This window comes from Falsiroseomonas sp. HC035 (genome assembly GCF_050563525.1).
In the GTDB taxonomy this organism is placed as follows: domain Bacteria; phylum Pseudomonadota; class Alphaproteobacteria; order Acetobacterales; family Acetobacteraceae; genus Falsiroseomonas.
The window spans coordinates 382,250-407,880 of record NZ_JBNXUN010000003.1 but is presented as its reverse complement, the minus strand read 5'-3'; the positions used below and the strand labels follow the sequence as shown (position 1 = coordinate 407,880).

Below are 25,631 nucleotides of genomic sequence, written 5' to 3'. Positions count from 1 at the left end.
GGTGTCCCTGCAGTACGGGCAGGTCTGGCAATACCTGCCCGATTTTCTTCTCGGCGCGCTGACAGCGTTATGGATTGCCGGCGTCGCCTTCGCCGGCGGCCTGCTGATCGGGCTCGCCGGCGCCTCGGCCCTGACCTATGCCGCCTGGCCACTGCGCGCGCTGGTGATTGGCTACGTCCGGTTCTTCACCTACACGCCGCAGCTGGTGCAGATCTTCTTCCTGTTCTTTGCCCTGCCGGAGGCTGGGATCATCCTGTCCCCCGTCACCGCCGTGCTGATCGGCATGACCCTGAACGCCGGCGCCTACCTGACGGAGATCGAGCGCGCGGGCTTCGCCAGCGTGCCGCGTTCGGAACTGGAAGCTGCCGAGACACTCGGCTTCAGCCGCGTGCAGACCGTGTGGTACGTCATCGCGCCGCACGTCGTCCGCGCGCTGTACCCGGCGCTGTCCAGCCACTACATCATCATGACGCTGGGTACCTCGATGGCAGCCATCTTCGGGGTCGAGGAACTGACGGGACGGGCGCTGAACGCCAATGCCATCTCGTTCCGATCGGTCGAGATCTTCTCCGTCGTCGCGGCGATCTACATCGCGCTCACCATCATCGCCTCCGCGCTGTTGTGGCTGGTCGGGCGCTGGCTGTTCCGGGTCAAGGCGAAGGTCTTCTGATGTCGGCCTGGGACATCATCCTGGCCGAGGCGCCACGTTTCTACACCTGGTGGAACCTGCGCTTCCTGCTGATCGCCGTTGGCAACACGCTGATCGCCAGCGTGGCGGGCTGCGGCATCGGCTACGCGCTCGGCTTCCTGCTTGCCACGCTGCGGCTGCCGCAACTTGTGCCCTTCGCGCCCGTCCGGGGCGCCGCGATCCTGTGGGTGGAAACCTTCCGCCGGATTCCCTTCCTGGTGCTGCTGCTGCTGGTGTTCTTCCTGTCGCAATTCGCGCAGCTCGAGGCACCGCTCTGGGCCATCGCCGTCACCGCCGTCGCGCTGCGCATGTCCGCGCTGGCGGCGGAGAACGTCCGCGCGGGGTTCGAGACAGTGCGACTGACGCAGTGGGAAGCGGCGCTGACCATGAACCTGCCGGGCCTGACGACGCTGCGCCGCGTGGTCCTGCCGCAGAGCTGGCGCGTGATCCTGCCGCCCTCCATCGTGCATGTGCTGTCGATGGTGAAGGAAACCTCGCTGGTCAGCCAGATCGGCTTCATCGAGATCACCTTCGCCGCCAAAATGCTGACCCAGCGCGGCTTCTCCGCGCTGATCACCTACGGCACCGCGTTGATCCTGTATTTCTGCATCAGCTGGGTCCTGGCCAATTCCGGACGGTGGCTGGAACGCCGTCTGACCCTGCGGCCTACAGCCCTGACGCCCTGAGCGCGGCCCGCATCAGCGCCGCCTCCGCACCCTCCACCGGTGGCTGCGGCGGGCGCAACGCGGGGCAGGGGATGACGCCCATCTCCGCCAGGCAGAATTTTAGCCGCGCCGTCGCCCGCCCGGCCGGTGGCGCGCCGTAGATCGCATCCGCCAGCGGCTCGAGCCGCTCATGCAGCGCGCGGGACGCGGGCAGGTCATTGGCGCGCACCGCCGCGTCCAGCGCCACGATCTCGTCCGGCAGGATGTCGGCCAGCGAGACCAGGCTGCCGTCGGAGCCGTGCACGTAGCAGGCCAGCAGATGCTCGTCCCCGCTGGCACACACCGCCACATCCGGCCGCTTCGCGCGCACCTGGCGGCGCAGCGCGTCGTAGCCATTCACCTCCCAGCCGCCTTCCTTGATGCCGACGACCTCCGGAATGTCCAGCAGCGCGTCCAGGGTTTCCGCCGTGAAGCCCATGCGCCCGGCCGCGTGATGCGCGCGGAACAGCCATATCGGCAGGCCCGGCACCGCATCCGCGATGATGCGATGGTGCAGCACGGATTGCGCGGTGGAATGGGCGAGGGCGAAGCTGTTCGGCAGGAACACCATGATGGCATCCGCGCCCGCCACGTGCGCCTCCCGCGCCTCCTCCGCAGCCTCCAGGCTGCTCTCGGCGTTGATGCCCGCCACCACGATGCGCGTGCTGCCGACCGTCGCGACGGTTACCTCCACCGCGCGTCGCTTTTCCTGCCGCGACATCACGAAGTTCTCGCCGGCATGGCCGTTCATCAGCACCCCGGCGATGCCCTCCCGCAGCACGCAATGCGCCGTGTGCCGCGCGTAGCTTTCCCAATCCGGCGCGAAGTCGGGAAACATCGGCAGTACCGTGGAGGGGTAGATGCCGTGGAAGGAGGCGGGTTTCACGCGGCTTTCTCCTGCGCCAGCAGACGGTCGATGGGAAACAGCGGCAGCTCGGGCGCCTGGCCGCAGATCGCTTGCGCCAGCAGTTTCCCGAGATAGGGCCCGCTGGTGTAGCCGGAATGCACGCTGCCGATGATCCAGGCGTCGTCGATGCCCGGCATCGGCCCGATCGCCGGCAGTGCATCCGCCGTCTCCGCCTCCAGCCCCAGCCAGGCACGCACCACCCGCGCATCGCGCAGCGCCGGCACGGTGTGCGCGGCCAGCCGCACGTTGCCGAGGAAGCTCTCGGGCTTCACGGCCAGGCCGCCGCGCGCGCGATCACCGATGCCCTGCCAGCCGCCGCCGATCAGCACCGTGCCGTTCGCATACTGCTTAAGCGACAGCAGGCCGGAGGCGACGCCGAGCACCGTCCGCATCACCGGCGCCATGCGTTCGGTGACCACCAACTGGTTGACCAGCACCTTGATCGGCAGCGTCACGCCGAGCCAGCCGGCCATGTCCTGCAGCCAAACGCCGCCCGCCAGCACGATGCGCTTCGCGCGCAGTGGCGCGGCCGCCGTGTCCAGCTCGAAGCCCGGTGTCACGCCGCGCACCGCGCAGCTCTCGCGCAGATCGACCCCCGCGTTCAGCAGCGCCGGCCGGAAGGCACGGCCCGTGAGGTAGGCACTGGTGAAGCCATCGATCGGGCAATGCCCGGCGGCGATCACCCGCGCCGAAAGGCCCGGCTCGATCTCCCGCGCCCGCGCCGGGCTCACCAGCTCGATCGGCGCGCCGGCCTGGCGGCGGAAATGCGCGCGCTCCTCCAGCATCGCCGCCTCACGGTCCGTGAAGGCCACGGACAGGCCGGGGCAGCCGGTGGCCAGCACATGGCCGCCATCGCACCACTCCGGCATGCGCAGCCACATCTCATGCGCCCGCAGTGCATAGGGGATCAGCGCGGCGCGGGTCATCTGCATGGTCAGCGTGCCGGCATTGACGCCAGAAGCCTCGCGGCAGATGGCGCCACGGTCCAGCAGCGCTACCTTCATCCCCGCGCGCGCCAGGAACAGCGCGGTGGAGCAGCCCATCACGCCCGCGCCGATCACCGCGACATCGAAGCTCATCAGATCGGCGCCGCGGCCGGCACGGGAATGTCCGCGTAGTCGAATTCGCCGAGCAGCGCGTCCATCGCCACCGGCCGCAACGGCAGGCGCCCCGTGGCGAAGCCCACCTTCTCGCGACCTCCCACCCGCATCGCGACCAACTCCGCCGCCGCCTCTCCGCACAGGCGCCCCTGGCAGGGGCCCATGCCGCAGCGGGTGAACTGCTTGAGCTGGTTCATGTCCGTCGCGCCATCGGTGCAGGCGGCCTCGATCTCGGCGCGCGTGACGCCTTCGCAGCGGCACACAACCGTGTCCGGCGGTATCGCCGCAACCAGGACTGGCCGCAGCGCCATCATGCGCGCCATCGCAGCACCCGCGCGCGCCGCCCGCGCATGGGCCCTGGCCGGGATGGCACGCGCGACAGCATGCGATGGGCCATCCAGCAGGCCGAGGTCGTGCAGCGCCGCGAGGGCCGCGAGCCGCCCCGCATCCGGCGCCGCCGCGGCACCGCGAATCCCGGCGCCGTCGCCCGCCGCGTACAGGAATGGCACTGAACAGCGGCCATCCTGATCCAGCACCGGCACCCAGCCGCCATCCCCCGTGGCGTAGCGATGCGTGGCGCGGAAGGTCCGCGTGGCTTCGGTCGCCGGCACCAGCCCATGGCCGATGCACAGCGCGTCGCAGTCGAAGGCGCGCTCCGCCACCCGCACCCGTTCCAGCACCGCATTGCCTTCCGCAGCGGCGATGCGCGCTCCAGCCAGCACTGGCACACCCTGGGCGCGCAGGCCCGCGCGCCAACCCATTCCGCGCGCCAGCAGGTCCGGCCGCGCCGCCAGCGCCGGCAGCGCTCGTGCCCATTCGCCGCTGGTCGCGAGATCCACCACGGCGGCCACCTTCGCTCCCGCCTTCACCAGCTTCCACGCCACTGCGAACAGCAGAGGCCCGGCACCGGCCACCACCACGCGCCGCCCCGGCAGCACACCCTGTGCCTTCATCAGGATTGTCGCCGCAGCCAGGCCCATCACGCCGGGCAGCGTCCAGCCGGGGAAAGGGATGATGCGTTCATGCGTCCCCGCGCACACCACCAGCGCCCGCGACTCGACATGGAAGCTGCTGCCATCCGGCGCCAGCGCATCCAGCCGGAACGGCGCCGGTGCCACGCCGGCCGCCACCAGCGCGCCGCCGCCCACGCCCCAGACGCGGCATCCGGTACGCACCTCCGCGCCACTGGCGGCCAGGGCGGCGCGCAGAGCGTTGCCCGCGCGCGCATCCGAATCGGGCTTGATGACGAAACCTGGCGGCGGCGCCCGGTAGACCTGCCCGCCCGGCGCCGGGCTTTCCTCCAGCAGCAGCACCCGCGCACCGCGTCGCGCCGCTTCCGTCGCCGCCGCCATGCCGGCCGGCCCGCCACCGAGCACCGCGACATCGAAACTCATGCGCGTGTCACCGCGATTCCTTCCTGCACCGGGGTGATGCACGCCTGCACCAGGCGCCCGCCGACGCGCACCAGGCATTGCTGGCAGACGCCCATCAGGCACAGCGCAACGCGCGGTCGCGCCGGATCCATCCCCTCGCCGAGCCGCCGTATACCGCTGGCGAGCAACGCGACGGCCAAAGCTTCGCCCGCCGGCGCCATCAAAGCCTGGCCCTCGAAGGTGAAGGACACCTCTGCGGGGCGCTGGATGCCTGCGATACGGAGATCATGTGCCACATCTTTATCCTATCGCACCACGACGCTGCGTCTATGACCTCTATTGCCGCTTGACGGGGCCACCTTTCCGCAAAGACACTTTCGGGAATGGAAAGGAAGGGGAACCGGGCTTGGCCTTCCTCGCGCTGAATGGGCTGACCGCTAGCTATGGCGGCAAGGCGGACGTGTTGAACGACGTCACGTTGAACTTTGCCAAGGGCGAGGTGGTGGGGCTGATCGGACCGTCCGGCTCCGGCAAGTCATCGCTGCTGCGCGCCCTCGTCGGCCTTCTGAAGCCGCATGCCGGCAGCGTCACGCTCGGCGGAAAGCCGATCGACTACACCAATGCCGGCTCACTGCGCGCCGCGCGCGACCGCTTCGCCATCGTCTTCCAGCAGTACAACCTGTTCCAGAACATGACGGCGCTGCGCAACGTGGCCATCGCGCCGACCCTGGTGAAGAAGCGCCCTGCGAAGGAGGTGGAGGCGGAGGCACGTGCCTTGCTCGCCAAGGTCGGACTCGGAGAGAAGTTCAACGCCTACCCGGACGAATTGTCCGGCGGCCAGCAGCAGCGCGTCGCCATTGCCCGTGCGCTGGCGCTGCATCCCGATATCCTGCTGCTGGACGAGGTCACCAGCGCGCTCGACCCCGAACTGGTGGGGGAGGTGCTGGACACCATCCGCGCCCTGCACGCCGATGGCATGACCATGCTGATCGTCAGCCACGAGATGTCCTTCATCCGCGAGGTCGCGACCACCGTCGTGTTCATGGACCAGGGCCGCGTGGTGGAGGTCGGCCCACCCGCGCAGATCTTCGACACGCCCCAAAGCACTCGCCTGCGCGACTTCACCGCCCGAATCCTGCGCCATTGAGGAGAGAGACATGACCGATCGTCGCAAGTTGTTCGTCGGCGGTGCGGCCGCGGCCGCCGCCGGCGCCGCCCTGCTCACCCCCAACCAGGCCTCGGCTCGCCCGCTGGAGGATGTGCTGCGGGCCGGCGAACTGCGCGTCGGCGTGAATCCGACCCTGCCGCCGCGGGCCCTGTTCAACGACCGCAACGTGATCGATGGCTTCGAGCCGGAGGTCGCCGCCGCCATCGCCGCCAAGCTCGGCGTGCGCCTGGCGCTGCAGGCGGTGGGCTCGCCCGATCGCATCCCGATGGTCGCCTCCGGCCGCATCGACTTCGTCATGGGCGCGATGAGCCGCACTAGCGAGCGTGCCAAGGTCATCGACTACACCGTGCCGGTGCATTCCGAAAACTACGGCATCGTCGCCATCGCCGGCCGCGGCCACACGACCCTTGAGGCGTTGAACAAGCCGGAGGTCACCTTGGCGCAGGTACGCGGCACCACCGCCATCCCCTACATCGCCCGCGCGATTCCTAACGCGCAGGTCCTGCTGCTGGACAACTATCCGGACCGCAACCGTGCCATCGCGCAGGGCCGCGCGCAGGCCAGCTTCGACGGCGTCGATTCCGTGCGCTTCGCGCTGCGCCCATTCCGGCAGGTTGAGTGGGAGGTGACGGGTGTGCCGAGCTTCGGCGTCACCTATTCCGGTCTCGGCGTGGCGAAGAACAACCACTCGCTACGCAACTGGCTCAACATCGCGCTGTACGAGTTGCATGTGGACGGCACGATCGAGCGTGCGTGGGAGAAGTGGTTCGACGGGCCGATGTTCACCAAGGTGCCGCACAGCCCGTTCTTCTGAGGAATGAGCTATACGCTCATCTATTCGCAGGTCACCGGCCATATCCCCTATCTGCTGGCCGGGGCCTGGCTGACGCTGCAACTCGCCTGCATCTCCTTCTTCATCGGCTGGGGCATCGGGCTGGTGAATGCGACGGTGCTCAGCTACGGGCCGCGCCCCGCGCGGCTCGCGGTGCAGGCCTACGTCACCTTCTTCATCAACACGCCGCTGCTGGTGCAGATCTTCTTCATCTTCTTCGTGCTGCCGGACATGGGCATCCTGCTGTCGCCCTACGCCGCGGTCGCCATCGGCATGTCGCTGAACGCCGGTGCCTACCTCACCGAAATCCAGCGCGCCGGCTTCGCCAGCCTGCGGCGGACGGAGCTGGATGCGGCCTCCGTCATGGGGTTCTCGCTGTTCCAGACGGTCTGGTACGTGATCCTGCCGCACATCGCCAAGGTGCTGTATCCGCCGCTCGCCAACCAGTTCATCATCCAGGTGATGACCACCTCCATCGCCGCCATCTTCGCGGTCGAGGAACTCACCGGCCGCGCCTACAACGTCAATTCGCTGACCTTCCGGGCGCTGGAGGTCTTCTCGATCACGGCGGTGATCTACATCGTGCTGACGCTGGTCTGCTCCCTGGCGCTGGCGCTGCTCGGACGCTGGCTGTTCCGCGTCGACGCCAAGGTGTTTTGAACGATGTGGGCGCAGGTCATCGAGGAATCGCCACGCTTCTTCGGCTACTGGAATCTGCTGTTCATCGGGGAGGCGCTGGTCAACACACTGCTGCTGTCCTGGCTCGGCGCCTGCGTCGGCTTTGGCTTCGGCTTCCTGTTCGCCATCTGCCGTCACCCGCGCCTGTTCGGCGTCGGGCCGCTGCGCCTGGCCGCCACGCTGTATGTCGAGGTCTTCCGCCGCATCCCCTTCCTCGTGAAGCTGATGTGCGTGTTCTTCGCCTTCCAATTCTCCGGGACCGAGGCCAGCCTGTTCACCATCGCGCTGGTCACCGTCATCCTCTCGGCCGCCGCCTTCGCCGCCGAGATCGCCCGCGCGGGCATCGAGGCGATCCCGGCACCGCAATGGGATGCGGCGGAGGCGATGAATTTCGGCCGCTGGCGCACCCTGTTCCGCATCGTCGCGCCGCAGAGTTTTCGTGTCGTTCTGCCGCCTCTGTTCGGCTACACCGTCGGCTTCATCAAAAGCACCTCCATCGCCAGCCAGATCGGCGTGATGGAGTTGACCTATGCCGCGAAAATCCTGAACACCCGCGGCTTTTCAGCCTTGCTCTGCTTCGGCACCATCCTGGTGCTGTACTTCCTGATCTGCTGGCCCACGAAACATTTCGGCGAACGGCTCGAAGCCCGTCTCGCGCGACGCTGAGGAGAATCAGGAATGGCCTACACGATGCCCGGCATGAACCTGCTACAGGGCGCCATCGACTGCCACGTGCACTGCGCCCCGCACCTCAACGGCCGTTCCGTGAACGTGTTCGATGCGGTGCGCCAGGCCGCCGCCGCGGGCATGAAGGCCATCGGCATCATGTGCAACTTCCAGAATACGTCGGGCTTCGCCGCCCTGGCCAATGACGAACTCGGGCATCTCGGCTGCCACGCCTTCGGCGGCGTCATCATGCAGCCGACGGCCGGCGGCGTGACGCTGGAAGTGGCGAAAGCCGCCATTGGCTATGGCTACGGGCCCGGCACCGGGGCCCGCTTCGTCTCGCTGCCGACACACCACACCCGCTACATCGCGGAGCGCGAGGGGCGCGGCCCCACCTTCCTGGAAACCACCTTCCAGGTTCCCGAATCCGGGCAGGTGCCGGACGTCGTCTGCGCCATTATGGACCTGTGTGCCGAGAAGGACGTGGTCTTCGACTGCGGCCATGTGTCGGGACGGGAGGCCGTCGCCCTGGCCGAGGAATGCCGGCGCCGAGGCGTCTCCCGCATCCGCACGCATGGCTCGCGCTATGCCATCGACCAGATCCGGGCGATCACCGCCCTCGGCGGCTATGTGGAACTGTCCTTCTTCATCCTGACCCATGCGACCCAGGTCGGCCTGACTCATGTGGATGAGGAAAAGCACAAGATTTCCTCCGCCAGCACCATCCAGGATTTCACCCCGCGCATCCGTGCCGCCGGCGACCATTGCATCCTGTCCTCCGATGGCGGCGTCTTCCTGCTGCCGCCGCCGGTCGAGTGCTTCCGAGAGTATCTGCTGCTGGTGCAGTCGGAGGGCTTCACCGAAGCGGAGATTCGCCGCATGACCTCGACCAACCCCGCCGCCCTGTTTGGCCTGGACTGAGAGACCCGATGCAGACCGACCTCCCCGAGACGCTCGCCGAAGTCACCGCGGCCTTCAGGCGGTACGAGCAGGCTCTGGTTGCCAACGACGTGGCGGTGCTGGACGAGTTGTTCTGGAACGATCCGCGAACGATCCGCTATGGTGCTGGGGAAAACCTGCACGGGTATGCCGAGATCATGGCATTCCGCGCCGCCCGGCCGTCGGTCGGTCTCGAGCGGGAATTGCTGCACACGGTCATCACGACCCATGGCCAGGACTTTGCTACCGCAAACACCACCTTTGCCCGCAATGGGCGTGTTGGCCGGCAGAGCCAGACCTGGGTGCGGCGGCCGGAAGGTTGGCGCGTCGTGGCAGCGCATGTCAGCCTGATGCCGCCTGCACCGTGAGGCCAGGCCCCAAGATCAGTTCAAGGAACCGTGATCGGACGGCGAGAGGCCCGGTGCGCCGCAGCGCGCGGCCGCGTACACTGCTATGGTCAAAATCTAAATCTATTGAGTCCCACACATAAACCTAATGCCGTTCAATCTACCTTCTCTGCAAGGACCTCAGCTTCGGTCAACGGGACTCTGCACACTGACAGACCCTGATCTTGTCTGGCTGCATATAATATCCGATATCGCAACCGGCCTTGCCTACTTCTCGATTCCAATCGTTCTGATCGTCTTCGTGCTGCGGCGGCGCGACCTCGCCTATCCGTGGGTCTTCGGGCTCTTCGCCCTGTTCATCATCGCCTGCGGCACAACCCACCTGATGCATGCCTGGACGATGTTCTATCCGGACGATGTGACGGAGGGCCTGATCAAGGCGCTCACCGCCGCAATCTCCGTCTCTACCGCCATCGTGCTATGGCCGCTGCTGCCCCGTCTGCTCGCCCTGCCAAGCCATGCGGCCCTGGCGCGGGAGGTGGAGGAGCGTCGATTGGCCGAATCCCGTGCCGTGGCCAGCGAGGCACGGATCGCCGCCTTCATCGAGAACCTGGCGGAGGCGCTGTTCGTGGTCCGCGTGGAGGCGGGCGGCTTCGTTATGGAGACCGTGAACCCGGCTTTCGAGCGCCTGTTCGGGCTGCACGCCAAGGACATCGTGGGATACCCGGTCTCGAAGGTCATCCCCTCCGCCATGCTCGCCGCCGCCCTGCCGCACTGGCACAAGGCGGCTGAAGCCCGGCAACCGGTCGAGTACGTCGTCGAAGCGGAAACCCCGCTGGGGCTCCGTGTCTGGCAGACGGTGCTGGTTCCGATGATGGACCAGGATGGTCGCGTGGATCGCCTGCTCGGTTCGGCACGCGACATCACCATGACCCGCCGCCTGCAGGCGGACCTGTTGCAGAGCGCGCGGCTCGCCACCGTGGGCACCATGTGCGCCGGCTTGGCGCACGAGACCAGCCAGCCGCTGAACGCGGCGATGCTGTGGCTGCGCAGCGCGCGCGCCGCGACCGCCGGGTTCGAACCACCGCGGCAGACGGAAAAGCTTCACAACGCGCTGGGCGTTGTGGAGGGTCAGCTTCGGCGCGCCGGGGACCTGGTCGCCCGCATCCGAGCCCTGCCGGGCGAGGAGGCGGGCGTCACGCAGGTGTTCGACGCCGCGCGCGCCGCCGCAGCGGCTGTCCATACAGCAGCCGGGCAATACGCCGCGGAGGATATCACGATCCGCCTGCACCAGCAGGCCGCGCTTCTGCCTGTCCGCGGTGCGTCGGCGCGCCTCGAACAGGCGCTGATGCAGCTTCTCGCCAACGCACGTGACGCGGTTCTGGACAAGCGCCAGGTTGATCCGGGTTCTGATGCCTCGATTTTCGTCACGCTCCGCGCCGAGGCGGGCGAGGCGGTGATCGAGGTGCAGGATACCGGTCCCGGCTTCCCGGACAGCCTTCGCGATGCGATCTTCGACCCGTTCTTCACCACCCGAGATCCAGGCCGCGGCAGCGGCCTCGGCCTGCCGCTCGCAGCCGCCGTCGCGCGTGGCATGGGCGGTCGGATCGAGGGCCGCAACCTGCCGGATGGCGGCGCGCTGTTTACCATGCGCCTGGCATTGGCACCTGAATCCTGCCTGCAATCCGCGACGGAGGCGGCACCCACCTGATGGCATGGACGATTCTGGTTGCGGAGGATGAGGGCCTCGCCGCTATGGCGATCGAGGATGAATTGCTGCGGGAGGGCTATGAGGTCGTGCTGGCCCCGGATGGCCAGGCCGCCCTCGAAGCCGCGGAGTTGCGTCCGCCGGACCTGTTGCTGACCGACCTGCGGATGCCGCGGCTGGATGGATCGGCGCTGATCCGCGCCCTTCGGGCCGCGCGACCCGATCTGCCCGTGGTGGTGATGACGGGCTACGCGCCTTTCGGCGGTGCCGCATCCTTTGGCCGTGACGGCGAAGCGCCGGTCAGCCTTTTCCCGAAGCCGCTCGACATGGATGCGGTGCTGGCGGAACTCCGCAAGCTGCTGCCCGGACGCTAGGCCTGATGGACGAAGGCGAACTGCGCTACTGGCTGGTACAGACCACCGGCGACCCCGGGCTCCAGATCACCGGGCTGAAGCGCCTGTCAGGTGGAGCCATCCAGCAGAACTGGTCGCTCGACGTCCTGCTGCGTGGCGAGCCTCAGGCCTGGGTGCTGCGCACGGATGCCCCGGCGGTGCTTGCGGTCAGCCATTCCCGCGCGCAGGAATTCGCCCTGCTGCGGGCCGCACGCGCGGCCGGCGTCACGGTGCCGAAGCCGATCTACCTCTGCAACGACATTGCCGTCATCGGTCGGCCCTTCTTCATCATGGCGCGGATCGAGGGACTGGCCACGCCACACCGCGTCGTGCGGGAGTTTGCCGACCGGGCGGGACGCGACATGCTGGTGGCGGCGCTCGGGCGCGAGCTTGCGCGCATCCACACCATCCATCCGCCCCATGCGGGTCTCGCCTTCCTGGGCGCCCCGCCGGCGGACCCGGCCCTTGCCGCCATTGCCGCCCTGCGCGAACGGCTGGACGCCGCCGGCACGCCGCGGCCGGTGCTGGAATGGGGACTTCGCGCGCTGGAGCGCAATGCGCCACCGCCGCTGCCCGCCGTGCTGTGCCACAATGATTTCCGCACCGGCAACGTCATGCTGACGGAGTCCGGAGTCGCCGCCGTGCTGGATTGGGAATTCGCCGGCTGGGGCGATCCGCATGCCGATCTGGGTTGGTTCTGCGCGAAGTGCTGGCGCTTCGGGAATGTCGCGCAGGAAGCCGGCGGCATCGGCCGCCGCGCCGCCCTTCATGCCGCCTACGAGGATGAATCGGGCAGCCGGATCGATGCGTCGCGGCTGCCGTGGTGGGAGTTGCTGGCCACCATCCGCTGGGCCGTCATCGCCGCGGACCAGGCGGCACGGCATCTCTCGGGTCAGGAACGCAGCCTGGAACTGGCGCTGACCGGGCATATCGTGCCGGAGTTGGAGTGGGATATCCTGGCGCAGGTCGACCGGATGCCAGGGAGGCTCTGATGCTGGAGAAACCCGATGCCGCCAACCTTCTGGCCACGGCGCGAAGCCTGCTGATGGAAGACATCTTGCCGGCCCTGCCGCCGGAGAAGTCCATCGCCGCGCGCATGGTCGCCGCCGCCATCGGCCTGGCATTGCGGGAGGCGACGGCTGGACAGGAATGGCAGCAGGCCCTGCAACAGCGCCTCCGCGGGCTGGTTGCCGCGCCGGATTCCCGGCTGCTGCAATGCCTGTCCGAGGAAATCCGGGACGGTCTGCACGACCCGGGCGCGGCCAGCCACGCCGAAATTGCCCATTGGTTGCACGACTATGCGCGCCTGCGCGCGACCGTCAGCGCCCCGAAGGCGTTGCTCTGAATTCTGCACCCCGGTGCTGGTCCAGTCGCGGCGCACCAGCTCCCGGGGCAGGGCGGCTGCCGTCAAAACTGATCGGCAAGGCGACGACCTGAAAATCCTCGCCTGGCGGTGTCACCAGCATGTCCATTGCCGCGGCCTGCGGCTCCGCCAGCATTTCCGGGATGGTGTTGATCGGGGCGCAGGGCACGCCAGCCTCCACCAGCAGGCCAAGCCATTCGGCGCGCCGCCGGACGCGCAGGATATCGCGGATCAGCGGCAGCAGGTCGTCCTTGTGCGCCAGCCGGTCCCGGTTGGTGGCAAAGCGCGCATCGGCAGGCCATTCGCCATGTCCCAAAACCCGGGCGAATTTCGCGAACAGCCGGTCATTGCCGCAGCAGACCAGCAGCGGCGCATCTGCGGCGTCGAACGCCTCGTAGGGCACGAAGCCAGGATGGCCGGAGGCGTGGCGCACCGGCTCCTCTCCCTGGTTCACATAGGCGGAAACCTTCTGGTTCGCCCAGGTGAAGGCGGTCTCGAACAGGGATGTGTTGATGACGCAGCCGCGCCCGGTCCGGGCCCGCTGTTGCAGGGCAGCCAGCGCGCCGATCACCGTCCACATGCCGGTGCCCTGGTCCACCACGCTGGCGCCCATCCGCACCGGCGGCCCCCCCGGCTCACCGGTGATGGAGGACAGCCCGCCGAAGGCCTGCAGCAGCGGCTCGTAGCCCGGCTGGTCGCGCATCGGGCCGAGATGGCCGAAGGCGCCCATCTCGCAATAGATCAACCGCGGATGCCGCGCCGTGGTCTCCGCCGCCCCGAGGCCGAGCGAGTCCGGCACCCCCGGCCGCATGTTGTGCACCAGGATATCCGCCTGCTCGAGCAGCCCATGCAGCGATGCCACGCCCTCCGGCGCCTTCAGGTCGAGCGCGATACTGCGCTTGCCGCGGTTGAATTCGTGGAAGACCAGCGCGTCGCCGTGCCGGAAGGCACGCCCCATCTGGCGAGCATCGTCACCGCCCTCGGGCTTCTCCACCTTGATCACGTCGGCGCCAAGGTCGGCCAGGATCGCGCCGGCAAAGGGGCCGGCGAAGACCTGGCCAACTTCGACGACCTTGATGCCCTCCAGCGGCCTCACGCCGCCAGGCCCTGCTTCGCGCGGTACTTCGCCAGTGACCCGGCGTGCATCACCCGGCCGTTCAGCCGGCGGCCGATGATGCGCTCCGCCATGCGGGCGCACTCCACCAACGCCTCCAGGTCGATGCCGGTCTCGATGCCCAGCTCGTGGCACAGGAACACAAGGTCCTCGGTGCACACATTGCCTGCCGCTCCGGCATCGCCATGCGCGGCGAAGGGACAGCCGCCGAGGCCGGCGACGCTGCTGTCGAACAGATCCACCCCCATCTCCAGCGCCGCCATGACATTGGCGGTGCCGAGGCCGCGCGTATCGTGCAGGTGCAGGCCGAGCCGCACCTCCGGCAGCGCCTCCCGCACCATCCCGACCAATCTGCGGGTCTGCTCCGGATTACCCCAGCCCATGGTGTCGGCGAGGAAGATCTTCGGGAGTTTCTCGCCACGTTCTGAACAGATGTCGCGGGCGTAGCGAGCCAAGGCGACCACGCGCTCAGGCGGGATATCGCCCTCGTAGTTGCAGCCGAAGGCGGCCATGATGATGGCGAAGTCCGGCTTCAGCCCGGCCTCGGCGTAGAATTCGAGCCAGCGCTTCTGCCGGTTCGCCATCTCCTCCGCCGAACAGCCATTGTTCTTCCGGGCGAATTCGTCCGAGGCATAGAGGGAAATTTTCCCGGCGAGATCGACGCCCGGGGTCGCAAGCGCGCGTCGAAAACCCTGCTCGTTCAGCCACAGGCCGGCATAGTGCACGTCCGGCCTGCGGCGGATTGCGGCGAAGAAGGCCTCGCTGTCGGCCATCTGCGGGACGTGCTTCGGGCTGACGAAGCTGGCCACCTGGATATGGTGCAACCCTGTTTCGGCCAGCGCCTCCACCAGCTTCACGCGATCGGCCAGCGGGAAGATGGTCTTCTCGATCTGGAAGCCCTCGCGCGGGCCTTCCTCGCGGAACTCAACCCGTTTCGGCAGGTCGGACATGCAGTGGTCTCCTCTCAGGCGCCGTCTCTCAAGTCTTTGACAGGATGGTGCCGGTGCAGTCGCCGAAGCCGATTCCGGCGAAGCCTTCGCGCCGTGCCCGTGCCCGTAGCGTGATGCTGTCGCCATCTTCCAGGAAACGCCGCGTGGCGCCGGATGGCAGCGTCAGCGGCTTCCGCCCGCCCTGCGTGATTTCCAGCAGCGATCCATAGCCGGTGGCGGTGGAGATGGTGCCGGTGCCGAACAGGTCGCCAGGTTGCAGGTTGCAGCCGCCGCAGGTGTGGTGTGCCACCATCTGCGCCGGCGTCCAGTACAGCCCCTGCGCGTCGCCGTGCGAGAGGCGGAAGGGCTCCGCGCCCGGCACGGTCAGCCAGACCTCCAGCTCCAGCCCGAGCGCGCCACCTTGCTGGTCCGCCGCGTCCCAAAGATAGTCCATCGGCTTCGGATCGCCTTCCGGCCGCGCCGGCTGCGCCACCATGAAGGGCGCCAGCGCCTCCGGCGTGATCACCCAGGGGCTGATCGTCGAGCAGAAGTTCTTGGCCAGGAACGGCCCGAGCGGCTGGTATTCCCAACCCTGGATGTCGCGCGCCGACCAGTCGTTCAGCAGCCCGTAGCCGGCAATGTGGCCGCCGGCCTGCGCGATCGGGATCGGCTCGCCCAGCGCGTTGCCCGGGCCGATCCAGATGCCGAGTTCCAATTCATAATCCAGGTTCCGGCTCGGCCCAAAGCTCGGCTCCGCCTCCGCCGCCGGCTTGCGCTGCCCGTTCGGCCGTCGCAGCGCCGTGCCGGATGGCACGATGGAGCTGGCGCGGCCGTGGTAGCCGATGGGTACGTGCTTGTAGTTCGGCAGCAGCGGATTGTCCGGCCGGAACAGCGCGCCGACATTGGTGGCGTGCTGGATGCCGGCGTAGAAATCCGTGTAGTCGCCGATCCGCGCCGGTAGATGCAGCGTGCAGTCCTTCGGGTCGTGCAGAACCGGAACCTTCCCGTCGGCGCCCTCGACCAGCATGTCCGAAAGCTGGGCCCGCAGCGCGTGCCGCGGCGCGGCGCCGAGCGCGAACAGCCCGTTCAGCGTGCCGTCCCTCGTCGCCGCCACCGCCTCCGCCGCCACCCCGGCCAGCAGTCCTGCCTCAAGCGCCGCGGCCAGGTCCAGGATCATGTCGCCAATCGCGATCCCGGCCCGACGCGCCCCGCCGGCGGTCGAGAAGATGCCCAGCGGCAGGTTCTGGATCGGGAAATCGGCATGCCCGTTGGCCGATGCGACGAAGCTCCGCCGCCCCGCATCATGTGTGTGGTCCAACACCCTCAGCCCCGCCGCGCCGGATCAAAAGTCTTCCGCAGGCCGGACCAGCAGGCCTCGTAATCCTGCTGCCGCTGCGGCAGCCCGGCCGCATAGGCGGTGACGCGCTGCGGCAGCCGGGTCTCCAGCATGAAGGCCATGGTGTTGGTCAGCTTGTGCGGCGCCAGCTCCACGGTACTGGCCTTCTGGAAGGCCTCCGCATCCGGCCCGTGCGGCAGCATGCAGTTGTGCAGGGAGAAACCGCCCGGCACGAAGCCCTGCGGCTTGGCGTCGTACTGTCCCAGGATCAGCCCCATGAACTCGCTCATCAGGTTCATGTGGTACCAGGGTGGCCGGAAGGTGTTCTCCGCCACCATCCAGCGCTCCGGGAACAGCACGAAGTCGATATTGGCCGTGCCTGGCGTCTCGGAGGGCGCCGTCAGCGTGGTGAAGATCGACGGGTCCGCATGGTCGAACAGCAGCGGCCCGACCGGGGAAAACCGGGAGAGGTCGTATTTGTAGGGCGCGTAGTTGCCATGCCAGGCGACCACGTCCAGCGGCGAATGCCCGATTTCCGCCTGCCAGAGCTGCCCGCCCCACTTCACCACGACAAGCTGCGGCCGCTCCACATCCTCATAGGCTGCGGTGGGGGAGAGGAAGTCGCGCTGGTTCGCCAGGCAGTTGGCGCCGATCGGGCCACGTTCCGGCAGGGTGAAGGCGCCGCCGTAGTTCTCGCAGACATAGGCGCGGGCCGGTGTCTCATCGAACAGCTCGACCCGGAACTTCACCCCACGCGGCATCACCGCGATCTCGCCCGGCGCTACGTCGACCACGCCGAACTCGGTCCGGAAACGCAGGCGGCCCTGCTGCGGCACCACCATCATCTCGGCGTCGGAATTCCAGAAGGTCTCATCCACCATGCTGCGCGTCACCAGCGCGATGCTGGCCGCCATGCCGGTCTGGGCGGAGACGTCGCCGCAGGTGGTGATGGTGCGCATGCCGGTCAGGAAGGTCTCGCCCGAATCCGGGATTGGCAGCGGGTCCCAGCGCAGCGGCTGGATCGGCAGGCCGGACTCCTCGGCGCAGGGCGCGCTGCGCCACAGGCCGGGATCGCGCGGCGCGAAGCGGCCGATATGGGAGACGGTCGGGCGGATACGGTACAGCCAGGACCGCGCATTGCTGGCGCGCGGCGCCGTGAAGGGGCTGCCCGAAAGCTGCTCGGCATACAGCCCATAGGCACAGCGCTGCGGCGAATTGCGGCCGACGGGCAGGGCGCCGGGCAGCGCCTCCGTCTCAAAGCCGTTGCCGAAGCCGGACATGTAGCCGGCATTGGCTGCCGTCACGAAGCTCTGTTGCGGGGTGATGTCCATGGAACGCCTCCTCGATCCCTCCAGCATAGCGCATCCGTGCAGAAGGGGGATGCTGGACGCGCGCGGCCCTTGGCGGCACCCTCCGCCCCGAACCTGCTGGGACACGTCCAGATATGAGCCTTCGCGGCCGCGCCTGCATCGTTGGAGCCTTCGAACATCCGACCCGCAAGGCTGAAGACAAATCCGTGGCGCAACTGCATGCAGAGGTCGCCTACGGCGCGCTGGCCGATGCTGGCCTGACGAAGGACGACGTCGATGGCTATTTCTGCGCCGGCGACGCGCCCGGTATGGGTCCCCTGGCGATGGCCGACTACCTGGGCCTGGACCGTCTGAGCCATGTCGATTCGACCGATATCGGAGGGTCCTCCTACCTGGCCCATGTTGCCCATGCCGCGGCGGCTATCGCGCTCGGCCGCTGCAACGTGGCGCTGATCACCTTGGCCGGACGCCCGCGCTCCGAGGGAATGGCCACCGGCACCGCCGCCCGCGCCCAGAATGCCAGCGTACCGGACGATCCCTTCGAGATCCCGATGGGCCGCACCGTCGCCGGCAGCTACGCGCTGTGCGCCATGCTCCACATGCACGAATTCGGCACCACCAGCGAAGATCTCGCCTGGATCAAGGTCGCCGCCAGCCAGCACGCGCAGCACAACCCGCACGCCATGCTGAAGAAGCCGGTGACCGTGGAGGAGGTGGTCAATTCCCCCTTGGTGGCGGACCCGCTGCACCGCTTGGATTGCTGCGTCATCAGCGATGGCGGCGGCGCCCTGGTGGTTGCGCGGCCCGAGATCGCCCGCAGCCTGAAGCGTCCTGTCGTCGTGGTGCGCGGCACCGGCGAGTCGATGAAAGGCCAGTTCGGCGGCTATCCCGACCTGACCTTTTCCGGCGCCCGGTACTCCGGCGCCCGCGCCTTCGAGGAAGCCGGCCTGAAGCCTGCCGACATGCGCTACGCCAGCATCTACGACAGCTTCACCATCACCGTGCTGATCCAGCTGGAGGACCTCGGCTTCTGCGCCAAAGGCGAGGGCGGCAGGTTCGTGCGCGACGGCAACCTGATATCGGGTGTTGGCAAGCTGCCCTTCAACACCGATGGCGGCGGCCTCTGCAACAACCACCCGGCCAACCGTGGCGGCATGACCAAGGTGATCGAGGCCGTCCGCCAGTTGCGCGGCGAGGCCCACCCGTCGGTGCAGGTCGCCGATTGCAGCCTGGCGCTCGCACATGGCACCGGCGGCCTGCTCGGCCACCGCCACGGCAGCGCCACCCTCATCATGGAACGGGAGTGACCCCGATGTCCGAGCGCATCATCGCCGCCCCCGTCGTCGATCCCTCCACCAAGGCCGTGTGGGACGCTGCCTCCGAAGGCCGCCTGCTGGTCGGCCTGTGCCGCGACACCGGCCGGCACTTCTGGTACCCGCGCGGTGCCTCGCCCTTCACCCTGTCGCCCAACGTGGACCTGGTGCAGGCGAGCGGCCGCGGCACGATCTACAGCTACACCGTGATGCGCGTGGCACAGCCCTATGCCTGCGCCTATGTCGAGCTGGAGGAAGGCCCGCGCATCTTCACCAACATCGTCGACTGTGATTTCGCCGAGCTTCGCATCGGCATGAAGGTGCGTGTCGCCTTCAAGCCGAGCCAGGCTGCGGACGGCACGCCGGGCGCGCCGGTGCCGATGTTCGCGCCGGCCTGACGGATCCGGCGCGGCTGTACAGGCAGGCTGTCGGGAAAGGGCGTCGCGGCAGGGCAGAATTTTCGTATGCGAAAGGATTCGTCGGGCTGATCTGACAGATTGGCTTTCCTGTTAAACGTACGTTCATAGCTGGGCGTGCAGGCTTGGGAAGGTTGTTGGTATCGGGCGCCCTTCTGTGGCGGGTCCGGGGGATTGCCCTGACCTTGCAGATGCTCTCGAACCCCGGCGGCCAACCTGTCGCGCCGGCAGTTCGACGCTGCCGGCCCAACCCCGCATGGCTGATGCCTGATCTGGGAGCCTGGCCTGATCTGGACTCTCGCTTTGGCCGATTTCTTCATCGGCCTGTCCTACGCGACCATCCCCGTTGCGTTGGCAGTCTTCGCCCGGCAGCGGCCGGACCTGGCGTATCGCCCGGTGGTCTGGCTGTTCGCCACCTTCATCCTGCTGTGCGGCATTGGCCATTGGTTGAAGGTCCTGTCGCTGTGGGTACCGGTGCACGGCATCCAGGCCTGGGTGACGGTCGCCGCCGCGCTGGTTTCCGCGACAACGGCGGTGGCGCTGTGGTGGCTGCTGCCGCACCTGCTCGCCCTGCCGTCACCGGCACGGCTGCGAGCGGCGGATCAGGCGCTGGCCGAATCGCGGCGCCGCGCCAGCTTCGAACACTCCCCGGTGCCACTGTTCACCCAGACCTTCGACGGCACGCTGACGGATGTCTCCAATTCCTGGCTGGCGCTGCTCGGATACGCGCATGCGGAGGTGGTGGGGCGCCCGCTGGCTGACCTCCAGCCGCCCTGCGTCCCGCCCTGGACCCTGCGGCAGCGTGCCCTGCTTGAGGCGGGCGAGGCCTGTGAATCGGAACAGCAATTCCTGCACGCGGATGGCCGCGTCATCGATGCCCTGGTCACCGCCAGGCTGGAACATCGCGGTGCGGATGCGAACTTGTCCTGCGTGCTGGTCGACATAACGGCCCGCAAGCACGCCGAATCGGCGCTGCGCACCAGCGAGGAGAAGCTGCGCCAGGCGCAGAAGATGGAGGCGATCGGGCGCCTCGCCGCCGGCGTCGCGCATGATTTCAACAACATCCTGCAGAGCGTGGTCGGCGCGCTGGAGATGGTGCTGGACGAACAGCCGGCTGGCAGCCGCGGCCACGAATATGCCGGCGTGGCGCTGGATGCGGCGGAGCGAGGATCCTCGCTGACCCACCACATGCTGTCCTATGCGCGCAAGCAGATCCTCCGGCCGCGGCACATCGCGCTGGAGCCCTTCCTGGCCGACATGCAGAAGCTGCTGGTCCGCACCCTCGGCCCGCATATCACCGTGACGGTCAGGAACGCCAAGGCACTCTGCACCCTGGCGGACCCGGGCCAGCTGCAGACGGCACTGCTGAACCTGGCGATCAACGCCGCCCACGCCATGCCGCATGGCGGCACCCTGGCGATCGAGGCACAGCGTCGATCGTCAGGAGGGCTGGGCTGGGCCTGCGTCACCGTCGCCGATACCGGAACCGGCATGGATGCCGCGACATTGGCGCAGGCGGTCGATCCCTTCTTCACCACCAAGGGCCTGGACGGCACCGGCCTCGGCCTGTCCATGGTGCAGGGCTTTGCCGAGCAATCCGGAGGCCGCCTGCACCTGCACAGCCTGCTGGGCCAGGGCACGACGGCAGAGCTGTGGCTGCCGATCGTTGCAGCCGCCCCTCCGCCGCGGCCCGCGGAGGTGGTGGCGCAGCAGATTCATGGCCGCGTCCTGCTGGTGGATGATTCGGCCGATGTGCTGCTGACCACCGGCAGCTTCCTGGAACGCGCGGGCTTCCAGGTGACACGGGCCGAAAGCGGCGACCGCGCCCTCGCATCACTGAATCAGGGCGTTGCCTTCGACGTGCTGATCACGGACTACGCCATGGCCGGCCTGAACGGCGCCGACCTGATCGCGGAGGCCCGCCTGCTGTTGCCCGGCATGCGGGCGCTGCTGATCACCGGCTTCGCCGACCTGCGCTACACCGACCACCTGCCGGCCGGCACGCTGGTCCTGCACAAGCCGTTCCAGCGCCAGGACCTGACAGACGCGCTGCGACGCATCCTCCAGTCCAACCAGAAGCCCGTGACCTGAGGCCGGCCCCAGCGAGAGGGGATCGGCACGTCACCCTCAGTTGCAGATTTCACGCGTCACCATGCGATAGCGGGTACGGCCGAAGCGGTCGCGATAGGCAACCCGGCGCTGCACCAGGCGGCAGCGCCGACGGCGGCGGCCACGACCGCGGCCGGGCGGCGGTCCCCACTGCGCCGGGACCAGCAGGTCAGCCTCCGCAAGGTTCTCGCCGCCCTGCGCCGAGGCCTGGGGCACACGAGCGGCCGAGGCGCCAACGCCACTGGCGGAGGCAACCGCCGGGGCCAGCGCCGTGCCGATGGCGGCCGCGAAACCGGCAAGCAGAAAACCACGACGCTCCATTTGGCTGTCCTCCTGAACAGGCGGACAGATGAACCGGCAAAGGTGTCCAAAACCTGGCGAATTCGCGCGCCGGGAAACGTGAACCTTGCCCCTGTCTCAGTTGAACAGGGAGCTGACCGAGGATTCCTCGCTGATCCGCTTCATCGCCTCGGCCAGCAACTGCGCGATCGTCAGCTGCTTGATGTTGTGCGACACGCGCACCGCCTCCGTCGCCAGGATGCTGTCGGTCACGACCATGTGCTCGATCTTGGCGGCGCCGACGCGGGCCACCGCGCCGCCCGAGAACACGCCATGCGTCACATAGACGCTGGCCGACTTGGCGCCGTTCTTCAGCAGCGCCTCGGCCGCGTTCACCAGCGTTCCGCCCGAATCGACGATGTCATCCACCAGGATGCAGTCACGCCCCTCGACCTCGCCGATCACGTTCATCACCTCGGACACGCCGGCGCGCGGGCGGCGCTTGTCGATGATGGCGAGGTCGGTGTTCAGCCGCGCCGCGATCGCCCGCGCGCGCACCACGCCGCCGACATCCGGTGACACCACCATCAGGTCGCGGCCGGCGAAGCGCTGCTGGATATCGCGGGCGAACAGCGGGGCGGCGAACAGGTTGTCCACCGGCACGTCGAAGAAGCCCTGGATCTGCCCGGCATGAAGATCCATCGTCAGCACGCGGTGCGCGCCGGCCTCCACGATCAGGTTCGCCACCAGCTTGGCCGAGATCGGCGTGCGGCTGCCGGATTTCCGGTCCTGCCGTGCATAGCCGAAATACGGGATCACCGCGGTGATGCGCCGCGCGCTGGCGCGCCGCAGCGCGTCCAGCATGATCAGCAGTTCCATCAGGTTGTCGTTGGCCGGGTAGCTGGTGGATTGCACCACGAAGACGTCCTGGCCGCGGACGTTCTCATGGATCTCGCAGAAGATCTCCATGTCGGCGAAGCGGCGCACGGAGGCCTGGGTCAACGCGATGCCGAGCGCCGCGGCCACCGCCTCGGCCAGCGGGCGGTTGCTGTTGCAGGCGATGATCTTCATGGGCAGCGGAACCCCGGGGGGAGGAGCAGGAAACCGGCGGGCGTCGCGGCGGAGAAATCCCGCACCGACGGGCGGCTTGGTAGCAACGTGACGGTATGGTGTCCATCACGCGCCGATGATGGGCAGCCATTTCAGGCCGGCGGCCGTGCCGCCTCGGCCGGCGCAGGAAAGCCGCCCGCATTGAATACAACGTCGCGGATGCCGCCCGAGGCTTCCTGTGCGACCACGTATGCGACGTCGCCCCAGAGACCCCGCAGCGTCCCGGTCGGCACCTCGTTCAGTTGCAGGACACGCCCCAGATCCTCGCCGTCGCGGCGGGAGACGATCCAGACGATCTCGACGCGTTGCTGTCCCGGCCGGGATGGCACCACAGAAACCTCGCCCTGCACCGCGAATTGCGCGCCCTGCGCTTCCTCCTGCACCTGGAAGCCCAATGTCGCGAGCCTTTCGCGCATGCGCGCCGTCAGGCTGCTGTTGCCATCGCCAGGCGCACCGCGCACCGGCAGCAGGCGCAGCACCGGCGGGCCACTGCCTACCGCGCGCTCATCGCCGGTGCGGCGCTGCGCGTCGATCCGGCCCACCAGCGTCGCCAGCCGCGGCGCGGTTTCCGCAGCCAGGCGTGCGTGCAGGGGCGCGCCGCCCTCCACCCATTCCCGCGCCGGCACCGGCTGGCCGATCAGCATGCCGAGCGCCTGTCCATCGGCATCACGCAGCGCGTAGCGCGGCACGACCTGGTCCGATTGGCGTTCCGCCGCCGCCACCAATTGCCAGTCGAGCGGCAGGCCAGGCCCGGGGACGGCCGGCACCTCGCTGGCCACCAGCGCCTGCGCGAAGGCGCGCGACAGGCTGGCGCTGTCCTCGTCCGTCAGCAGCAGCATGGAAGAGGCCGGGACCGCGATGCGGTAGCCGGGCGGCTGGCGCAACCGTCGCGCCAGCTCCCCGGGTCGCCCGCGGAAAGGTTGCGGCAAACCGGTGCAGCCGGCCAGCACCAGCGGCGCGAAGGCGCCCAGGCGCAGCAGAAGGCGGCGGGAGGGATTAGATGAGGACACAGGAGGCCAGCAGGGTGAGCACCATCAGGACCATGAACATGACGACGTAGGGCATTGGCTCATCCGGCGATAGCGATGGCGGAAAGCTGGTGCCCGATCGGCCCGGCGGCACCGCCCTTGGCCGCCAGGGTCCGCCGCCGGTGGCTGAAAAAACGGTCCTCCGCCGTCAGCGTGTCCTGCCACAGGGCGGAGGCCTGGCCGGTGCCGGCCGCCTCCAGCCGGGCCAGGCAGTAGCCGGCCAGGTCGAACTGCCAACGATCCTCCCGCTGGCCCGCCGCGAAGTAGCGCGCATCGGCATCCTGGTGCGCCAGCACCGCGTCCCGCAGATCCGGCCCGACCTCATAGCTGGCCTGCCCGATGCAGGGGCCGACGACGGCGGAGATGTCCGCCCGCCTTGCGCCGAGAGCTTCCATCGCCGCCAGAGTCGCCTCCAGCACGCCGGCGACCGCGCCGCGCCAGCCGGCATGGGCGGCGCCGACCACGCCGGCCCGCGTATCCGCGAACAGCACCGGCGCACAATCCGCCGTCAGCACGCCGATCGCCTGGCCCAGCCGGTCCGTCACCAACGCATCCGCGGCCGGGCGGGCCGCCTCGGGCCAGGGCGTGCGGGCATCCGCCACCGTCACCCCATGCACCTGCACCAGCCCGAGCAGCGCGTCCGGCGCGACGCCCAATGCCCCGGCGCAGGCGGCACGGTTGCGGCGCACCGCATCCGGGTCATCCTGCCCGGACAGCGAACAGTTCAGCGCGGAGTAGGGCCCGGTGGAGACGCCACCCTCGCGGGTGAAGAAGCCATGCGGGAGGGCCAGTCCGGCAGTCAGGAAGCCGGGGGTCATGCGGGTTCGAATCCAGGCAGGGTGGGCAGGGCAGGCTCGCAGACGGCCAGTGCCTTGAACAGCCGGCCCATGCCCTCCGCCGCCACCAGGCGCTCCGCGCCAGACAGGATCTCGCCGGCGAGTCGGGGACGCGCCTGGGCGAGGGTGGCGGCGCGGCTCATCAGGCCCAGGCGTTGCAGGAACAGCCCCTGCGGCAACGGACCACCGACCGCAGCGCCCTGGCCCTGTGCCACCCGCGCCAGCGCCGCGAAATCGACATGCGCCGTCAGGTCCGTGCTGCCCGGATCGACCAGAGGATCAAGCCCCGTCGCCTGCCCGCGCACCGCCTGCAGGCTCTCGCCGAAGGCCGAGGCGGCGGGGCCGTAGTCCAGCATCAGTGCCGCGCCGCCCTGCGTCGCCAGCCGCCGCGCCAGGGCCGCGATCCAGCCCTGAGCCACCTCGCCCACCTCCTGCACCGCGCCTTCGGGGGCGGTGGGCGGCAACGGGGGAGGGGTTTGCGCCACCCGTTCGACAAAGGCGCCCTCCGCGACGTACCGCTCCAGCCAGCATTCCCCGCGCCGGATGAACTGCCGGATCGGCAGGGCGTCCAGGAATTCATTGGCCAGCAGCAGCATGGGGCCATCCGGCACAGTGGAAAGGTCATCATGCCACCCGGCCACCGCATCGCCGAGCATCCGCTGTTGCGCGGCCCGCAGGCTCGGGGAGGTCTCAACCAGATGCACCTGCGCCGCCTGCCGGAAGGGTGCCGCTACCTCGCCCACCGCGCGCAGCGCATCGGCCATCAGGGTGCCGCGCCCCGGGCCGCATTCCACCAGCAGGACGGGGTCCGGCCCGCCCATCTGGTCCCAGGCGATGGCGGCCCAAAGGCCGAGTACTTCTCCGAAGGCCTGGGAGATCTCTGGCGCCGTGGTAAAATCGCCGGCCCGGCCGAAAGGCGTCGCCTCACGCGCGTAGTAGGCCGCGATGGCCCGGCCCATGAAATGGTCCAGACGCTCCATCATCGG

At 68.7% G+C, this 25,631-nt stretch carries 28 protein-coding genes; 15 read left to right on the top strand and 13 right to left on the bottom strand.

Features of this window, described 5'->3' with window-relative positions:
• Position 1: 1 nt before the first annotated feature.
• Both ACLF3G_RS09785 and ACLF3G_RS09780 read left to right on the top strand, forming a co-directional pair.
• On the top strand, positions 2-670 hold the full coding sequence (locus ACLF3G_RS09785; protein WP_430669168.1) for an amino acid ABC transporter permease: 669 nt from the start codon (positions 2-4) through the stop codon (positions 668-670).
• Positions 670-1,374 (top strand): amino acid ABC transporter permease, encoded by a 705-nt coding sequence (locus tag ACLF3G_RS09780; RefSeq protein ID WP_430669167.1) that lies wholly within the window; start codon positions 670-672, stop codon positions 1,372-1,374. Before ACLF3G_RS09785 ends, ACLF3G_RS09780 begins: the two co-directional genes overlap by 1 nt.
• On the opposite strand, the gene ACLF3G_RS09775 is transcribed toward ACLF3G_RS09780, so the two are convergent.
• From ACLF3G_RS09775 to ACLF3G_RS09760, 4 genes are read right to left on the bottom strand one after another with little or no spacing between them, the layout of a single operon-like run.
• Complete coding sequence (locus ACLF3G_RS09775; protein ID WP_430669166.1) at positions 1,355-2,278, bottom strand: dihydrodipicolinate synthase family protein; 924 nt, start codon at positions 2,276-2,278, stop codon at positions 1,355-1,357. The genes ACLF3G_RS09780 and ACLF3G_RS09775 overlap by 20 nt on opposite strands.
• Positions 2,275-3,378, bottom strand: coding sequence for an NAD(P)/FAD-dependent oxidoreductase (locus tag ACLF3G_RS09770; protein WP_430669165.1), 1,104 nt, complete (start codon positions 3,376-3,378; stop codon positions 2,275-2,277). Before ACLF3G_RS09770 ends, ACLF3G_RS09775 begins: the two co-directional genes overlap by 4 nt.
• Positions 3,378-4,793: an NAD(P)/FAD-dependent oxidoreductase gene (locus ACLF3G_RS09765; RefSeq protein ID WP_430669164.1), complete on the bottom strand. Its 1,416-nt coding sequence runs from the start codon at positions 4,791-4,793 to the stop codon at positions 3,378-3,380. The genes ACLF3G_RS09770 and ACLF3G_RS09765 overlap by 1 nt, the downstream gene beginning before the upstream one ends.
• On the bottom strand, positions 4,790-5,068 hold the full coding sequence (locus ACLF3G_RS09760; RefSeq protein WP_430669163.1) for a (2Fe-2S)-binding protein: 279 nt from the start codon (positions 5,066-5,068) through the stop codon (positions 4,790-4,792). The genes ACLF3G_RS09765 and ACLF3G_RS09760 overlap by 4 nt, the downstream gene beginning before the upstream one ends.
• Positions 5,069-5,178: 110 nt before the next feature.
• On the opposite strand from ACLF3G_RS09760, the gene ACLF3G_RS09755 reads away from it, so the two are divergent.
• The 10 genes from ACLF3G_RS09755 (at position 5,179) to ACLF3G_RS09710 (ending at position 12,847) form a co-directional block, all read left to right on the top strand.
• Positions 5,179-5,919 carry an amino acid ABC transporter ATP-binding protein gene (locus ACLF3G_RS09755; RefSeq protein WP_430669162.1) on the top strand — a complete coding sequence of 247 codons (741 nt, stop codon included), beginning with the start codon at positions 5,179-5,181 and terminating at the stop codon, positions 5,917-5,919.
• Positions 5,920-5,929: 10 nt separating this feature from the next.
• Positions 5,930-6,754: a transporter substrate-binding domain-containing protein gene (locus ACLF3G_RS09750; protein WP_430669161.1), complete on the top strand. Its 825-nt coding sequence runs from the start codon at positions 5,930-5,932 to the stop codon at positions 6,752-6,754.
• A gap of 3 nt (positions 6,755-6,757) precedes the next feature.
• Entirely contained in the window at positions 6,758-7,432 is a 675-nt protein-coding gene (locus tag ACLF3G_RS09745) for an amino acid ABC transporter permease (RefSeq protein WP_430669160.1), read from the top strand.
• A gap of 3 nt (positions 7,433-7,435) precedes the next feature.
• Positions 7,436-8,116, top strand: coding sequence for an amino acid ABC transporter permease (locus ACLF3G_RS09740; RefSeq protein ID WP_430669159.1), 681 nt, complete (start codon positions 7,436-7,438; stop codon positions 8,114-8,116).
• 12 nt (positions 8,117-8,128) lie between these two features.
• On the top strand, positions 8,129-9,037 hold the full coding sequence (locus ACLF3G_RS09735; protein ID WP_430669158.1) for a DUF6282 family protein: 909 nt from the start codon (positions 8,129-8,131) through the stop codon (positions 9,035-9,037).
• Positions 9,038-9,045: 8 nt separating this feature from the next.
• Positions 9,046-9,423, top strand: a complete 378-nt coding sequence (hpxZ, locus tag ACLF3G_RS09730; RefSeq protein WP_430669157.1) for an oxalurate catabolism protein HpxZ — start codon at positions 9,046-9,048, stop codon at positions 9,421-9,423.
• Positions 9,424-9,703: 280 nt separating this feature from the next.
• The gene (locus ACLF3G_RS09725) at positions 9,704-11,113 is read left to right on the top strand and encodes a sensor histidine kinase (protein WP_430669156.1); all 1,410 of its coding nucleotides are present in this window, start codon (positions 9,704-9,706) and stop codon (positions 11,111-11,113) included.
• The gene (locus ACLF3G_RS09720; protein WP_430669155.1) at positions 11,113-11,484 is read left to right on the top strand and encodes a response regulator; all 372 of its coding nucleotides are present in this window, start codon (positions 11,113-11,115) and stop codon (positions 11,482-11,484) included. The genes ACLF3G_RS09725 and ACLF3G_RS09720 overlap by 1 nt, the downstream gene beginning before the upstream one ends.
• Positions 11,485-11,489: 5 nt before the next feature.
• The gene (locus ACLF3G_RS09715) at positions 11,490-12,494 is read left to right on the top strand and encodes a phosphotransferase family protein (protein WP_430669154.1); all 1,005 of its coding nucleotides are present in this window, start codon (positions 11,490-11,492) and stop codon (positions 12,492-12,494) included.
• Positions 12,494-12,847: a DUF6285 domain-containing protein gene (locus ACLF3G_RS09710; RefSeq protein ID WP_430669153.1), complete on the top strand. Its 354-nt coding sequence runs from the start codon at positions 12,494-12,496 to the stop codon at positions 12,845-12,847. The genes ACLF3G_RS09715 and ACLF3G_RS09710 overlap by 1 nt, the downstream gene beginning before the upstream one ends.
• Here ACLF3G_RS09710 and ACLF3G_RS09705 read toward each other — a convergent pair.
• The 4 genes from ACLF3G_RS09705 to hmgA are packed head-to-tail and all read right to left on the bottom strand — an operon-like array spanning position 12,822 to position 17,575.
• A complete protein-coding gene (locus ACLF3G_RS09705) occupies positions 12,822-13,961 on the bottom strand; it encodes a CaiB/BaiF CoA transferase family protein (RefSeq protein WP_430669152.1) in 1,140 nt (379 codons plus the stop codon). The genes ACLF3G_RS09710 and ACLF3G_RS09705 overlap by 26 nt on opposite strands.
• Complete coding sequence (locus ACLF3G_RS09700; RefSeq protein ID WP_430669151.1) at positions 13,958-14,929, bottom strand: hydroxymethylglutaryl-CoA lyase; 972 nt, start codon at positions 14,927-14,929, stop codon at positions 13,958-13,960. Before ACLF3G_RS09700 ends, ACLF3G_RS09705 begins: the two co-directional genes overlap by 4 nt.
• A gap of 28 nt (positions 14,930-14,957) precedes the next feature.
• The gene (gene fahA, locus ACLF3G_RS09695; protein ID WP_430669150.1) at positions 14,958-16,226 is read right to left on the bottom strand and encodes a fumarylacetoacetase; all 1,269 of its coding nucleotides are present in this window, start codon (positions 16,224-16,226) and stop codon (positions 14,958-14,960) included.
• A gap of 5 nt (positions 16,227-16,231) precedes the next feature.
• The gene (gene hmgA / locus ACLF3G_RS09690) at positions 16,232-17,575 is read right to left on the bottom strand and encodes a homogentisate 1,2-dioxygenase (protein ID WP_430669149.1); all 1,344 of its coding nucleotides are present in this window, start codon (positions 17,573-17,575) and stop codon (positions 16,232-16,234) included.
• 113 nt (positions 17,576-17,688) lie between these two features.
• On the opposite strand from hmgA, the gene ACLF3G_RS09685 reads away from it, so the two are divergent.
• The 3 genes from ACLF3G_RS09685 (at position 17,689) to ACLF3G_RS09675 (ending at position 21,374) form a co-directional block, all read left to right on the top strand.
• The gene (locus ACLF3G_RS09685) at positions 17,689-18,861 is read left to right on the top strand and encodes a thiolase domain-containing protein (RefSeq protein ID WP_430669148.1); all 1,173 of its coding nucleotides are present in this window, start codon (positions 17,689-17,691) and stop codon (positions 18,859-18,861) included.
• A 5-nt stretch (positions 18,862-18,866) separates the two neighbouring features.
• Positions 18,867-19,265 (top strand): Zn-ribbon domain-containing OB-fold protein, encoded by a 399-nt coding sequence (locus ACLF3G_RS09680; protein WP_430669147.1) that lies wholly within the window; start codon positions 18,867-18,869, stop codon positions 19,263-19,265.
• 321 nt (positions 19,266-19,586) lie between these two features.
• The gene (locus ACLF3G_RS09675) at positions 19,587-21,374 is read left to right on the top strand and encodes an ATP-binding protein (RefSeq protein ID WP_430669146.1); all 1,788 of its coding nucleotides are present in this window, start codon (positions 19,587-19,589) and stop codon (positions 21,372-21,374) included.
• Positions 21,375-21,410: 36 nt separating this feature from the next.
• On the opposite strand, the gene ACLF3G_RS09670 is transcribed toward ACLF3G_RS09675, so the two are convergent.
• From ACLF3G_RS09670 to ACLF3G_RS09650, 5 genes are all read right to left on the bottom strand, one after another.
• The gene (locus tag ACLF3G_RS09670; RefSeq protein ID WP_430669145.1) at positions 21,411-21,713 is read right to left on the bottom strand and encodes a hypothetical protein; all 303 of its coding nucleotides are present in this window, start codon (positions 21,711-21,713) and stop codon (positions 21,411-21,413) included.
• 96 nt (positions 21,714-21,809) lie between these two features.
• Positions 21,810-22,742, bottom strand: a complete 933-nt coding sequence (locus ACLF3G_RS09665) for a ribose-phosphate pyrophosphokinase (RefSeq protein ID WP_430669144.1) — start codon at positions 22,740-22,742, stop codon at positions 21,810-21,812.
• Between the two features lie 131 nt (positions 22,743-22,873).
• Positions 22,874-23,791, bottom strand: a complete 918-nt coding sequence (locus ACLF3G_RS09660) for a hypothetical protein (protein WP_430669143.1) — start codon at positions 23,789-23,791, stop codon at positions 22,874-22,876.
• 59 nt (positions 23,792-23,850) lie between these two features.
• Positions 23,851-24,627 (bottom strand): peptidoglycan editing factor PgeF, encoded by a 777-nt coding sequence (gene pgeF, locus ACLF3G_RS09655; protein WP_430669142.1) that lies wholly within the window; start codon positions 24,625-24,627, stop codon positions 23,851-23,853.
• Positions 24,624-25,628: a class I SAM-dependent methyltransferase gene (locus ACLF3G_RS09650; protein WP_430669141.1), complete on the bottom strand. Its 1,005-nt coding sequence runs from the start codon at positions 25,626-25,628 to the stop codon at positions 24,624-24,626. The genes pgeF and ACLF3G_RS09650 overlap by 4 nt, the downstream gene beginning before the upstream one ends.
• Between the last annotated feature and the right edge of the window lie 3 nt (positions 25,629-25,631).